14 protein-coding genes are annotated in these 12,271 nt (G+C 64.6%); 3 read left to right on the top strand and 11 right to left on the bottom strand.

Annotated features, from left to right (window positions below; all coding sequences use genetic code 11):
* Positions 1-2: 2 nt before the first annotated feature.
* On the bottom strand, positions 3-917 hold the full coding sequence (locus CK222_RS07935; RefSeq protein WP_095799931.1) for a DMT family transporter: 915 nt from the start codon (positions 915-917) through the stop codon (positions 3-5).
* A 102-nt stretch (positions 918-1,019) separates the two neighbouring features.
* Here CK222_RS07935 and CK222_RS07930 point away from each other — a divergent pair, with 102 nt between their 5' ends.
* Positions 1,020-1,535 (top strand): MarR family transcriptional regulator, encoded by a 516-nt coding sequence (locus tag CK222_RS07930; protein ID WP_095799930.1) that lies wholly within the window; start codon positions 1,020-1,022, stop codon positions 1,533-1,535.
* Here CK222_RS07930 and CK222_RS07925 read toward each other — a convergent pair.
* From CK222_RS07925 to CK222_RS07910, 4 genes are all read right to left on the bottom strand, one after another.
* Positions 1,498-1,923, bottom strand: a complete 426-nt coding sequence (locus CK222_RS07925) for a DUF1178 family protein (RefSeq protein ID WP_067319064.1) — start codon at positions 1,921-1,923, stop codon at positions 1,498-1,500. The genes CK222_RS07930 and CK222_RS07925 overlap by 38 nt on opposite strands.
* Positions 1,920-2,780: a carbon-nitrogen hydrolase family protein gene (locus tag CK222_RS07920; RefSeq protein WP_095799929.1), complete on the bottom strand. Its 861-nt coding sequence runs from the start codon at positions 2,778-2,780 to the stop codon at positions 1,920-1,922. Before CK222_RS07920 ends, CK222_RS07925 begins: the two co-directional genes overlap by 4 nt.
* 2 nt (positions 2,781-2,782) lie before the next feature.
* Positions 2,783-3,052, bottom strand: a complete 270-nt coding sequence (gene grxC / locus CK222_RS07915) for a glutaredoxin 3 (RefSeq protein WP_066990112.1) — start codon at positions 3,050-3,052, stop codon at positions 2,783-2,785.
* 76 nt (positions 3,053-3,128) lie between these two features.
* The gene (locus CK222_RS07910) at positions 3,129-3,929 is read right to left on the bottom strand and encodes a ComF family protein (protein ID WP_095799986.1); all 801 of its coding nucleotides are present in this window, start codon (positions 3,927-3,929) and stop codon (positions 3,129-3,131) included.
* Between the two features lie 64 nt (positions 3,930-3,993).
* On the opposite strand from CK222_RS07910, the gene CK222_RS07905 reads away from it, so the two are divergent.
* Complete coding sequence (locus tag CK222_RS07905; protein WP_095799928.1) at positions 3,994-4,866, top strand: methyltransferase domain-containing protein; 873 nt, start codon at positions 3,994-3,996, stop codon at positions 4,864-4,866.
* Between the two features lie 30 nt (positions 4,867-4,896).
* On the opposite strand, the gene CK222_RS07900 is transcribed toward CK222_RS07905, so the two are convergent.
* The 6 genes from CK222_RS07900 to CK222_RS07875 all read right to left on the bottom strand — a co-directional run bounded on the left by CK222_RS07900 (position 4,897) and on the right by CK222_RS07875 (position 9,225).
* Positions 4,897-5,085, bottom strand: coding sequence for a Flp family type IVb pilin (locus tag CK222_RS07900; protein ID WP_082953632.1), 189 nt, complete (start codon positions 5,083-5,085; stop codon positions 4,897-4,899).
* Between the two features lie 105 nt (positions 5,086-5,190).
* Positions 5,191-5,508 (bottom strand): hypothetical protein, encoded by a 318-nt coding sequence (locus CK222_RS07895; RefSeq protein WP_095799927.1) that lies wholly within the window; start codon positions 5,506-5,508, stop codon positions 5,191-5,193.
* A 182-nt stretch (positions 5,509-5,690) separates the two neighbouring features.
* Entirely contained in the window at positions 5,691-6,113 is a 423-nt protein-coding gene (locus CK222_RS07890; protein ID WP_095799926.1) for a (deoxy)nucleoside triphosphate pyrophosphohydrolase, read from the bottom strand.
* On the bottom strand, positions 6,110-6,889 hold the full coding sequence (locus tag CK222_RS07885; protein WP_176477585.1) for a GNAT family N-acetyltransferase: 780 nt from the start codon (positions 6,887-6,889) through the stop codon (positions 6,110-6,112). Before CK222_RS07885 ends, CK222_RS07890 begins: the two co-directional genes overlap by 4 nt.
* Positions 6,889-8,130: a bifunctional glutamate N-acetyltransferase/amino-acid acetyltransferase ArgJ gene (gene argJ, locus CK222_RS07880; RefSeq protein WP_095799925.1), complete on the bottom strand. Its 1,242-nt coding sequence runs from the start codon at positions 8,128-8,130 to the stop codon at positions 6,889-6,891. The genes CK222_RS07885 and argJ overlap by 1 nt, the downstream gene beginning before the upstream one ends.
* 177 nt (positions 8,131-8,307) lie before the next feature.
* Entirely contained in the window at positions 8,308-9,225 is a 918-nt protein-coding gene (locus CK222_RS07875; RefSeq protein ID WP_066990127.1) for a peptidylprolyl isomerase, read from the bottom strand.
* A 263-nt stretch (positions 9,226-9,488) separates the two neighbouring features.
* Between CK222_RS07875 and secA the strand changes: the two genes are divergently transcribed.
* Complete coding sequence (gene secA / locus CK222_RS07870) at positions 9,489-12,221, top strand: preprotein translocase subunit SecA (RefSeq protein WP_095799924.1); 2,733 nt, start codon at positions 9,489-9,491, stop codon at positions 12,219-12,221.
* The last annotated feature ends 50 nt before the right edge of the window (positions 12,222-12,271 follow it).

Here is a 12,271-nt window from a genome sequence, read left to right as displayed (position 1 = left end):
GTTTACGCCGCCTGGCTTTGCAGCTTCGGACTTGGCTGGCTCTGCGCCTTGGTGGTGATGAGCACGCCGGCGGTGATGATGGCCGCGCCCAGCCAGGTCAGAAGCTGATAATGCTCGCCGAGGAAGATCGTGCCGGCAAATAGCCCGACCGCCGCCGCCACATAGCCGATCTGGCTGAGATAGACCGGCCCGCCGACCGCCTGCAGCCGGAAGAAGAAGGCAAACATCGCCGAAGCCGACGCCACCTGTGCGGCGACCACCAGCGGCACGCCGCCGAGCGGAGCAAATGCCTGCCAGCCGAGTAGCGTCAGGATGCCGATGAGAAGCAAGGTTGCCGACGCCAGATGGCTGCCAACGGCAAGCTCGATCGGACCGGTGTCCTCGGGCCAGTCGATGGTGCGGTAGATGTTGCCGGCGGCGAGGCTGACGGGGATGAGAAGGCCGACCGCCACCCAGAAATATTCAGCCGGCTGGCCGGCCTCCCCACGCGTCAGCGCGACCATCACCGCGCCGATAAAACCAACGATAATGCCGATGACGCCGAGCAGGTTCGGTCGCCGCACGCCAAGCAGGATCGAGAACACCAGCGTGATGACCGGCGACAGCGTGAACATGATGCCCGTGTAACCCGCGCCGAGATGCGGGATGGCCGAGAACATCAGCAAGTTGGGAAAGGCGTAGGAAATGGCTGCGGTGATGAAGAAATAGCGCAACTTGTGCGCCGTGAGCTGGATGCGCTGACCGAGCAGCAGAAGCGTTATCAGCAACACGCCGCCGGCGCCGAACGAGATCACGAAAGCCCAGACCATTGCGGGGGCACCGGCCGCCGTTGCCAGCTTGCCGAAGGGCAGCGTCATGCCGAGCAATCCGCCGGTGACGATCAGAAGACCCAGTGCGGAGTCCCAGAGCAATTTCATCTGCGTGATCCTGTGGCTTCACGGCGAAGCTTGGCGGCCGCTCCAACTTAGGATAATATAGCGTAAAGATTCTCAATGTCAAGATACTTTACGGTGAGGCACATGGACCGTGCGGCAAGAGCTATGGAGCAATGGCGCAAGGAACGGCCGGACCTCGACGTCTCGCCGATGGGAGTGATCGGGCGGTTGAACGAAGCGTCCGCGCTGATCGCGCGCGACCGGCTCGCGCCGCTCTTTGCCCGTTTCGGCCTGCAGCAGGGCGAATTCGACGTGTTGGCCACGCTTCGCCGCTCCGGCGCGCCTCACGCGCTGACGCCGACCGAACTCTACGAGGCGACGATGGTGACCTCCGGAGCAATGACCGCCCGGCTCGACCGGCTGGAAAAGGCGGGCCTGATCCAGCGCGCGCCGCATCCCAGCGATCGCCGCGGCGTTGTGGTGCAACTCACCTCGAAAGGCCTCGAACTCATCGATGAGGCCCTTACCGCCCACGTCGCGAATGAGCATGAAATCCTCGCCGGGTTAGCGCCAGAGGACCGGAAAATGCTCGCCACACTGCTGAAAAAGCTGATCGGAATTCTTAGTTCCGGTCCTCCGGAAAGCTCGGGATCGGCATGAATTCGACGCCGTCCTCGGCGAGGCTTTTCGCCTCGTCCGGCGTAGCCTCGCCATAAATGCCGCGCGGATCGGTCTCGCCGAAATGGATCTTGCGCGCTTCCTCGGCGAACTTGTCGCCGACATAGTCGGCATTCTCCCGCACCTTGTCGGCGAGCGCCTTGAGCTGTGCCAGCGCCTGTTTCTGCGCGTCGCCCATGGCCAGCGCCATCTTCTCCTGCTTGCGTGAGGTGGAGACCGCCGGCGCCATCAGCGCCTTCTCGACCTTGTGCGAGCCGCAGATCGGGCAATCGATGAAGCCGCGTTTCTTCTGCGTGCCGAAGTCGTCATTGCTGCGGAACCAGGCTTCGAATTCGTGCTCGTGTTCACAGATGAGCGAAAAGCGGATCAAGAGGCTGCACCCCTGAGACGCGGCGCCTCGCCGGCATTGACGGTGAAATCCCGCGCGTTCTTGAGATTGGGAATCTTGCGACGCGCCGCAGCCGACTGCGCCGGGTCGATCTCGGCGACGATCACTGCGGGCTCATCATGCGCGGCCTCGGCGATGATGCGTCCCCACGGATCGACGATCAGCGAATGGCCGTAAGTCTCGCGGCCGTCCTCGTGCAGGCCGCCCTGCGCGGCCGCGATGAGATAGGCGCCGTTCTCGATCGCGCGTGCCCTGAGCAGCACGTGCCAGTGCGCCTCGCCGGTCTGGCGGGTGAAGGCCGCAGGCACCGAAAGCACCTGAGCCCCCGCCAGCGCTTCGGCACGGAATAGCTGCGGGAAGCGCAGGTCGTAGCAGACGGCGAAGCCCAGCTTCACGCCGTTGATCTCGGTGACGACGCCCTTTGTTCCCGGCTCGTAAGAGGCGGATTCGCGCCAGCTCTCGCCGTTGTCGAGGTCGACATCGAACATGTGGATCTTGTCGTAGTTGGTGATCATGGCGCCGTCGGGCGCGAACAGGAACGCCCGATTGGCGAGCTTGCCGTCGGCGCGCAGGATGGCCGTCGAGCCGACATGCAGGAAAATGCCGAGTTCCTGCGCAAGTTTCCGCGCCGTCGAAACGACGACGTCCTTGTCTTCGCTGGTGAAAGCGGCGGCACCAGCCTGTTTGTCGCGGATGAGCGCGCCGGTCATTTCCGGCGTCTGCACGTAGGTGGCGCCCTGCTGTGCGGCCTCGCGGACCAGCTTTTCCATGTCGGCCGCGTTGCGCTCCGGGCTGGTGCCCGAACGCATCTGCACCGCCGCCGCCTTGAAAACGCTCATGATCAAACCCTCGCCCCGTTGGCAAGCAACACGTCCAGCCGGCCCTCGGACTCCAATTCATGGAGGTCGTCGCAGCCGCCGACATGCGTGTCGCCGATGAAAATCTGCGGAAAAGTGGTGCGCCCATGCGCCCGCGAAATCATTTCCTGGCGCAATTCCGGCGAGAACGACGCGTCATGCTCGGTATAGGCTACACCCTTGCGCTCGAGCAACCGCTTGGCGGCGGTGCAATACCCGCACATCATCCGGGTATAGATCGTCACATCAACCATCGATCAGCAATCCTGCCTGTGCCCATCGCCTAACGGTTATGCGAAAGCGACATGCACCAAAACAACAACTTAAGCCCTATATAGTTGCAGACTCATCGGCCCGGAAGTCCCCCGGCAGGACGCGGGCAAAGGTCAGCACGTCGACCGCTCCGGCGCCGCCTTTCTTCAGCGCCTTGGCCACCGACCGCACGGTGGCGCCGGTGGTGAAGACGTCGTCGATGACGAGCACCCTTCGGCCGGCGATCTCGATTTCCGCCTCGGGCGGGACGCGGAAGGCGGCGCGCACATTCTCCTCGCGTTCGTGCCGCTCCAGCCCGACCTGCTGGCGGGTGAGTTTTACGCGCCTCACCGCAGCCGGCGCGAAAGGCAGGCCGCTCAGCTTCGAAACCGCCCGTGCCAGCTCCGCCGACTGGTTGAACTGCCGCCGGAAGAAGCGTCGCCAATGCAGCGGCACCGGGACCACGACATCGGCTTCAGCGATCAGTTCGGCGCCGGCGCGCATCATCCAGCGCGCCATCCAGGGCGCGAGATCGGTGCGATCCTGGTATTTCAGCCCTTGCACCATCTGGCGCGCGACCCCTGAATAGACGACCGCCGCCCGCGCCCGCTCGAAAGGCGGCGGATCGGCGATCGCTTCGGCGGAAAGAAAACCGTCGCCCATGTCATGCGTAAACGGCGTGCCCATCACTGGACACCAAGGCTTCTCCAGCAGTCGAAGCTTCGGCCAGCAGGCGCCGCACAGCACGCCAGGCTGCGAGACGTGGCGGCGGCAGCCGGCACAGACCGGCGGAAACAGCAGGCGCGCCGGCCAGCCCAGAGCCTGCCGCGTCATGTCCTTCATCGCAATGGTCTTGATCTTGCGCACCGGATCGGCCACGTGAAGCGAAACCCCGCGCCACCATAGCATCGGTCCGGCACGCACCGACAACAGGAATAACCCATTGCAGCCTTTGATCGACACGGAGCTCTGGCTTGCGCACAAACGCCGGGCGCTGATGCACCCCGTCGACGGAGCCGATTTCCTGATGCGGCGGGCAGCGGAGGACCTTGCCGACCGGCTGGGCGCCGTCGAGCGCAAATTCGGCAAGGCGGCGGCGCTGTTTTGCCAGACATCGGCCGCGACCAGGCTGCTCGCCGGCAGCGGCAAGGTGGCCGACACAGTGCGCGTGGAAACAGACGGTGCCTTCCTTGCCGGAGAAGCCGGCATCGTCGCCCCGGCGGAGACCGTGCCGTTCGAGGCAGAGAGCATCGATCTTGTCGTCTCGCTGCTGTCGCTGCAGGCGATGAACGACATCCCCGGCGTGCTGGCGCAGATCCGCCGCGCGCTGAAGCCCGACGGGCTGTTCCTCGGCGCTTTGGCCGGTGCCGGCACGCTTTCCGAGTTGCGCGAGAGCCTGCTTGCCGCCGAGACCGAGCTTTACGGTGGCGCGAGCCCTCGCGTCCTGCCGTTCACCGATGTGCGCGACGCCGGCGCGCTGCTGCAGCGTGCCGGCCTGGCGCTGCCGGTCGCCGACGTGGAGACGGTCACGGTGCGCTACGATTCGCTGTTCGGGCTTGCCGCCGACCTGCGCGCCATGGGCGAGACCAGCCCGCTTTTGGACCGCAGCCGGCGTCCCGCCACCCGGCGGCTGTTCGCCCGCGCCGCCGAGATTTATGCTGATCGGTTTTCCGACCCGGACGGCCGCATCCGGGCAAGCTTTTCGATCGTGTGGATGTCCGGCTGGGCGCCCGACGCCTCACAGCAGAAACCGCTGAAGCCTGGCTCGGCCAAGGTCTCGCTGAAGACGATCCTCGAGAAGCCGACGGGGCACTGACCGATGCGCGCCGCGGTTTGACCGATGCGGTCAGTGCTGGGCAAAGGCGTTGGCAAGCCTGCTGTTGTTGTCGGAGAACAGCCACTGGATCGCGTCGGCGGCCTTGCCGACGCCGCCGACGATTACAAGCGACAGCACGGCAACGATCAGGCCATATTCGATGGCCGTGGCGCCTGATTCATCTTCTATGAATTGCTGCAGCAGGTTTTTCATGGTCATCGATCCCTCTTGGCGGGAACCATAGCGCCTACCCGTTAAGAAAGGTTAACGGCAAAAGCTTAACGGGCGGTGAAATAGCGGTTTCTTGCTGAATTTATTAACCAATTAGCACTCGCCGTAGCGGCTGCCATCGTTGCGGATTACGCAAACGGAATTTGGCAGCGGCTGCAGCACGCTTCGCCGCAGGGTGTAGGTATCGCGGTGACCGATCGAACCGGTGCTGCTTAGGTCGAGTCCGCCGCTCAAGCTCTCGCGCGCGCCCTGCGGACGCAGCTGGCTGTCCAGGAAAGGCGTCGCGATCAGAGCCAGCGCCACCGCGGCCGACCCGAAAAGCAGGGTGATCCGCAAGATACCCATGCCGGCATCGGCGGCGCGGAAAGTGCGGTCGGGCCGGATCGAGTCCCATTCTCTGTCGAGGCTCATGGATTGGCTCCAATCAAAATCGGCATGCCGCCACGCGGACGATTCGCGTCAATTTTCCATGTCGAGATAAATCTTCCATTAACGCTGCCTAAAGCAGACGGAGCAAACGGCAGCTTGGAGCAATTCCGGCCGGAGGTCGCCAAATCAGCATTTTGGTGGAAACGCTGAAGCGGCTGTGACGATCACAAGAGATCGATGAGGAACTGGATCAGCGGCGCGTCCGCCGGCGGCATCGGGTAGTCGCGCATCTGGCGCGGCCTGACCCATTTCAGCCCCTGCCCTTCCCTCGGCTGCGCGATGCCGCGGAAGCGCCGGCAGATGTAGAGCGGCATCAGCAGGTGGAAATGGTCATAGCTGTGGCTGGCGAAGGTGAGCGGCGCCAGGCAGGGGATCTCGGTCTCGATACCGAGCTCCTCATGCAGCTCGCGCACCAGGCATTCCTCGGGCGTCTCGCCTGGCTCGACCTTGCCGCCCGGAAACTCCCAAAGGCCGGCGAGCTGCTTGCCCTCGGGACGCTGCGCCAGAAGCACGCGCTGGTCGGCGTCCACCAGCGCGCAGGCCGCGACAAGAAGCAGGCGCTTTCCGGCTGGCGTGATCTCGCTCATGCGTCCGGCCGCCGGCGATAATGGTAGCGATAGACTTCTTCGAAGCCGAGCGACCGGTAGAGCGACAGCGCCGCAACATTGCCGGCTTCCACCTGCAGCCAGGCTTCGCGTGCGCCGCGCAGCCTGGCCCATTTCAGCGCCGACAGGATGAGGTTGCGGCCATGGCCCTTTTTACGCGCCGATTTTTCGGTGGCGACCTCGAACAGGCCGGCGAGATCGCCGTCATGGACGCAGATCAGCGTTGCCAGCGGCTCATTGCCGTCCTCGAGCGCAAACAGCCCCGCCTCAGGCTGGATTGCGCCGATGACTTCCGAGAGGCCGGCTCGCAGCGAGGCGTCCGAGCCGTTCGTCCTGATCGCCGCGCCGATGAAGCGGCTGATGTCTTTCAGCGGAATCTGGTCCATCGCGGCGTCGAGTTGCGCCTCCTTGAGCGGCAGACGCATCACCACCGATTCGTCGAACCGGCTCCAGCCTGCATCGTCGAGATGCGTCGACAGCACCTGCCCCGAAAGCGGCGACATACGAAAGGTCAGCGGCCGGCCGTAAGCCTCGAAGCGACGGCTGGCGCGCACGATGCGTTCGGCAATGGCATGCGTGTCGCCGGGATCGAGCGGATTGACCGAATTCAGGCGCTTCGCCGGATGGCCCGCCGTCAGCCGCACCAACCATGTCCCGTCATAGTGAACGGCCGCCGCCGGCCAGGCGCGAAAGCCCGCCGCCTCGTAGCGGCGCACGATCGCGAGCACGCTTGCCGGATGCGTCGACACCGGTGCCATCAGCTCCGGTAGTCGCCATTGATGGCGACATATTCCTTGGTGAGGTCGCAGGTCCACACCGTCGCCTTGCCGCGGCCGATGCCAAGGTCGGCGCGGATGCGGATGTCGTCGCGCTTCATATAAGCCGAGGTCGCTTCTTCCGAGTAAGCCGGATCGCGCTCGCCCTCATGCGCCAGGCGGTTGTCGCCGAACCAGATCGACAGCCGGTCGCGGTCGGCCGGCTCGCCGGCCTTGCCGACGGCCATGACGACGCGGCCCCAATTGGCGTCCTCGCCGGCGACCGCCGTCTTGACCAGCGGCGAGTTGGCGATCGAAAGCGCGACGCGCTTGGCCGAACGCGCGGATTTGGCGCCGGTGACGGTGACCTCGACTTGCTTGCGCGCGCCTTCGCCGTCGCGCACCACCTGCAGCGCCAGCGACTTCAGCACCTTGCCGAGTGCGCGGCGGAAGGCGCCGAGCCGCGCATCTTTCGGGTCGCTGATCTGGGGCGCGCCGCGCGAACCAGCCTTGCCGGTGGCGAAGAAGAGCAGCGTGTCGCTAGTCGAGGTGTCGCTGTCGACGGTGACCGCGTTGAAGGTCTTTGCCGTGCCGCGCGACAACAGATCCTGCAGCACCGGGGCTGCGATCGGCGCGTCGGTGGCGATGAAGGAGAGCATCGTGGCCATATCGGGCGCGATCATGCCGGCGCCCTTTGCGATGCCGTTTATGGTGACATCGGCGTCGCCGAGCTTCACCGTCTGGGACGCCACCTTCGGATAGGTGTCCGTGGTCATGATGGCCTTTGCCGCCTCGGTCCACAGGTCCGGTTTGCCGTTCTTCACCAGGCCGGCGAGCAGATGGCTGAATTTGTTGGTGTCGAGCGGCTCGCCGATAACGCCGGTCGAGGCCAGGAACACTTCGCTCTCGGAGCATCCGGCGGCCTTCGCCGCCGCCTCGCCGGTCAAAGCCGTCGAAGCGCGGCCCTTCTTGCCGGTGAAGGCGTTGGCATTGCCGGAGTTCACCACCAGCACACGCGCCTTGCCGGCGGACAGGTTCTGGCGGCAGTAGTCGACCGGCGCCGAGGGGCATTTCGACTTGGTGAAGACACCGGCGACGGCCGTGCCGGGATCGAAGACCATGGCAAGCAGATCGGTGCGATTGCGATATTTGATCCCGGCCTCGGCGGTAGCGATGCGCACGCCCTCGATGACCGGCATCTTGGGATATTTCTTCGGTGCGAGCGGCGAAATCGTTGCGGACATGGGACCCCGGAGCGGCAGAACGCAAATAGGAGGCCGGTTTGCCCGATAGCGCGCGCTGGCGCAAGAGCGTTCTGGCCGCGCTTCATGCGCTCTCTCGGGGTGCGCGGCATAGCGCGCGCCTGAAATGCGAAAGGGCGCCCGAAGGCGCCCTGAGCAGCATCTTTCAGGCTGGCCGGCTTACTTGCCGCTCTCCAGCGTGTCGACCGCCGACTTCAGCTTCGCGTCCGGGATCTCGATCTTGGCGGCGCCGCGCAATTCCTTGACCATGGCGAAATACTTGTCGCGGATGACGGCCTGCTTGGCCTGGTCCTTGACGTCGTCGAAGGCCGGCGGCTGCTTGGCGCGCTTGTCCTCGACCTTGATGACATGCCAGCCGAACTGCGACTGCACCGGCTCCTTGCTGTACTTGCCGACATCAAGCGCAAACGCGGCCTTGTCGAACTCCGGCACCATCTGCCCGGGACCGAACCAGCCGAGGTCGCCGCCATTCGACTTGCCGCTCGGGTCGCTGGTGTGCTCGTTGGCGAGCTTCTGGAAATCGGCGCCGCCGTCGAGCTGCTTGATGATCGCCTCGGCTTCTTCCTTCGTCTTCACGAGGATGTGACGGGCGTGAATCTCATTGACCGGCGGCGTGTTGGCAATTTCCTGGTCGTAGCGGGCGCGGACATCTGCATCCGTCACCTTGTCGACGACTTCCTTCTCGACGACCTCGCCGTGCAGGGCGCGCTGCTGCAGGAAGGCCATCCGACGCAGGAAATCGGCGTCTTTGTCGAGGCCGCTGTCGACCGCTTTCTTCGCCATGACGCGGATTTCAATGGCCGCCGAAAGAGCAGCGGCGCGGCGCTGTTCCGGCGGCAGCTGCGCGAACTGCTGCGACAGCTCGCCTTCGGCCAGCGCGAGGTCGGCCTCGGTCAGCTTCTCGCCGTTGATGGTGGCGACCACGGCGTTGGGATCCACGGGAGCGGCTGCGGGAGCCGCCGCGCCCGGCTGGGCGGGCTTGGTTTCCTGCGCCATCAGCGGCGACAGCGAAAGAGCCGAGAGCCCGAAGGCCAAGCCTAGGCTGGCGAGCGACGCGCGGCGGAACGACAGGGACATCAAGATAACTCCAATGGGGATTGCCGATAAGGATCGCTTGAACGGGAAGGTTCCAGATCAGTCCGATTGTGGCGGAATTTGGCGCTGCCCATAGGGCTAACGCGGCGTTGACATCAGTTGAGCCCCCTCTTATCTGTCCAACGACTTGGCGTCCAGAACCGTTTTCCGGGCGCTTTTTGCGTTTGTCCGCATTCACGCGGATTTCATGGGCCCGCCAGGCGCCTGTCGCAAACGGCTAAAATTGCTATCGAAAGGACCATTGGATGGTCAGTCTCGGCGCTCTCGCGCGTAAGGTTTTCGGCTCTTCCAACAACCGCCGAGTCAAGGCGACCAGGCCCCGGGTCGAGGCCATCAATGGGTTGGAAAACGAGATGCGGGCGCTCTCCGATGCCGAGCTTGCCGGCCGCACCGAGAAATTCCGCCAGGACTTCGCCAATGGCGCCTCGCTCGACGACCTGCTGATCCCGGCCTTTGCCACGGTGCGAGAGGCGGCCCGCCGCGTTCTCGGCATGCGTCCCTTCGATGTCCAATTGATCGGCGGCATGGTGCTGCACAATGGCGGCATCGCCGAGATGCGCACCGGTGAGGGCAAGACGCTGGTCGCCACCTTGCCGGTCTATCTCAACGCGCTCGCCGGCAAGGGCGTCCATGTCGTCACGGTCAACGACTATCTTGCCAAGCGCGACGCCGAATGGATGGGCCGCGTCTACAAGTTCCTCGGCCTCACCGTCGGCATCATCGTACACGGCCTCTCCGACGACGAGCGCCGCGAGGCCTACGCCGCCGACGTTACCTACGCCACCAACAACGAGCTCGGCTTCGACTATCTGCGCGACAACATGAAGTATGAGCGCTCGCAGATGGTCCAGCGCGGCCATGCCTACGCCATCGTCGACGAAGTCGACTCGATCCTTGTCGACGAGGCGCGCACGCCGCTGATCATTTCCGGTCCGCTCGAGGACCGCTCGGAAATGTACAACACCATCGACGCCTTCATGCTGAAGCTCGGCCCGGCCGACTACGAGGTCGATGAAAAACAGAAAACCACGATCTTCACCGAGGACGGCACCGAGAAGCTGGAAAACATGCTGCGCGATGCCGGCCTGTTGAAGGGCGAGTCGCTCTACGACGTCGAGAACGTCGCCATCGTCCACCACGTCAACAATGCGCTGAAGGCGCACCTGCTGTTCCAGAAGGACAGGGACTACATCGTGCGCAACGGCGAGATCGTCATCATCGACGAGTTCACCGGCCGCATGATGCCCGGCCGCCGCTATTCGGAAGGCCTGCACCAGGCCCTCGAGGCCAAGGAGCATGTGCAGATCCAGCCGGAGAACCAGACGCTGGCCTCCGTCACCTTCCAGAACTATTTCCGCCTTTACAAGAAGCTCGCCGGCATGACCGGCACGGCGCTGACCGAGGCGGAGGAATTCGCCAACATCTACAATCTCGAAGTCACCGAGATCCCGACCAACCTGCCGGTCGCCCGCAGGGACGAGGACGACGAGGTCTACCGGACGGTGGAAGAGAAGTACAAGGCCATCGTCAAGGAGATCCGCGACGCGCGAGAGCGCGGCCAGCCGATCCTGGTCGGCACCACCTCGATCGAGAAATCCGAGCAGCTGGCCGAGCGCCTGCGCAAGGAAGGCGTCAAGAATTTCGAGGTGCTCAACGCCCGCCACCACGAGCGCGAGGCGGCTATCGTCGCCCAGGCCGGCAAGCCCGGCGCCATCACCATCGCCACGAACATGGCTGGACGCGGTACCGACATCCAGCTCGGCGGCAATGCCGACATGCGCATCGCCGAAGAACTGGCGGATATGCCCGCCGGCCCGGAGCGCGAAGCGCGCGAACAGCAGATCCGCGACGACGTCGCGCAGCTGAAGGAAAAGGCGCTGGCCGCCGGCGGACTCTACGTCTTGGCCACCGAGCGCCATGAATCGCGCCGCATCGACAACCAGCTGCGCGGACGTTCCGGCCGCCAGGGTGATCCTGGCCGTTCGAAATTCTTCCTGTCGCTGCAGGACGATCTGATGCGCATCTTCGGCTCCGAGCGCATGGACGGCATGCTGCAGAAGCTCGGCCTCAAGGAAGACGAGGCCATCATCCACCCGTGGATCAACAAGGCGCTGGAGAAGGCGCAGAAGAAGGTCGAGGCGCGCAACTTCGACATCCGCAAGAACCTGCTGAAATACGATGACGTCTCCAACGACCAGCGCAAGGTGGTTTTCGAGCAGCGCATCGAGCTGATGGATGGCGAAGGCCTGTCGGAGACGGTGGCCGAGATGCGCGAGGGCGTCATCGAGGAAATCGTCGCCAAGAACATCCCGGAAAACGCCTATGCCGAGCAGTGGAACGTCGCCGGCCTGAAGGAGGAAGTGGCGCAGTACCTCAATCTCGACCTGCCGATTGACGACTGGGTCAAGGAGGAGGGCATCGCCGAGGACGACATCCGCGAGCGCATCTCCGCCGCCGCCGAGGCAGCCGCCAAGGAACGCGCCGAGCGCTTCGGCCCCGACGTCATGAGCTATGTCGAGCGTTCGGTCGTGCTGCAGACGCTCGACCATCTGTGGCGCGAGCACATCGTCAACCTCGACCATCTGCGTTCGGTCGTGGGCTTCCGCGGCTATGCCCAGCGCGATCCGCTGCAGGAATACAAGGGCGAGGCCTTCGAGCTATTCCAGGGCATGCTCGGCAATCTGCGCCAGGCCGTGACCGCGCAGTTGATGCGCGTCGAGCTGGTCCGCCAGGCGGCTGAAGCGCCGCCACCCTCGGCGCCGGATATGTTCGGCAGCCATATCGACGGCACAACAGGCGAGGACGACTTCCAGGGCGGCGAGACGGCGTTGTTGGTCCGCCAGGAATCCCATGCCATGGTGGCACCCGAAAATCGCGATCCGAAGAATCCCGCGACTTGGGGCAAGGTCGGCCGCAACGAGGCCTGCCCGTGCGGCTCCGGCAAGAAATACAAGCACTGCCACGGCGCCTTCGCCTGATCCCCTTCACTTCTTCTTCCCGGATATGACGGGGAGAAGGAAGCCCTCCA

Source organism: Mesorhizobium sp. WSM3866 (assembly GCF_002294795.1).
In the GTDB taxonomy this organism is placed as follows: domain Bacteria; phylum Pseudomonadota; class Alphaproteobacteria; order Rhizobiales; family Rhizobiaceae; genus Mesorhizobium.
This window is presented reverse-complemented; position numbering and strand designations above follow the sequence as displayed.

Bases quoted from the DNA above. Each gene is read 5' to 3' on its own strand.
- CK222_RS07935 (WP_095799931.1), bottom strand. From the start codon at position 917: ATGAAATTGCTCTGGGACTCCGCACTGGGTCTTCTGATCGTCACCGGC.
- CK222_RS07930 (WP_095799930.1), top strand. From the start codon at position 1,020: ATGGACCGTGCGGCAAGAGCTATGGAGCAATGGCGCAAGGAACGGCCG.
- CK222_RS07920 (WP_095799929.1), bottom strand. From the start codon at position 2,780: ATGAGCGTTTTCAAGGCGGCGGCGGTGCAGATGCGTTCGGGCACCAGC.
- grxC (WP_066990112.1), bottom strand. From the start codon at position 3,052: ATGGTTGATGTGACGATCTATACCCGGATGATGTGCGGGTATTGCACC.
- CK222_RS07900 (WP_082953632.1), bottom strand. From the start codon at position 5,085: ATGACCATGAAAAACCTGCTGCAGCAATTCATAGAAGATGAATCAGGC.
- CK222_RS07895 (WP_095799927.1), bottom strand. From the start codon at position 5,508: ATGAGCCTCGACAGAGAATGGGACTCGATCCGGCCCGACCGCACTTTC.
- CK222_RS07890 (WP_095799926.1), bottom strand. From the start codon at position 6,113: ATGAGCGAGATCACGCCAGCCGGAAAGCGCCTGCTTCTTGTCGCGGCC.
- CK222_RS07885 (WP_176477585.1), bottom strand. From the start codon at position 6,889: ATGGCACCGGTGTCGACGCATCCGGCAAGCGTGCTCGCGATCGTGCGC.
- argJ (WP_095799925.1), bottom strand. From the start codon at position 8,130: ATGTCCGCAACGATTTCGCCGCTCGCACCGAAGAAATATCCCAAGATG.
- CK222_RS07875 (WP_066990127.1), bottom strand. From the start codon at position 9,225: ATGTCCCTGTCGTTCCGCCGCGCGTCGCTCGCCAGCCTAGGCTTGGCC.
- secA (WP_095799924.1), top strand. From the start codon at position 9,489: ATGGTCAGTCTCGGCGCTCTCGCGCGTAAGGTTTTCGGCTCTTCCAAC.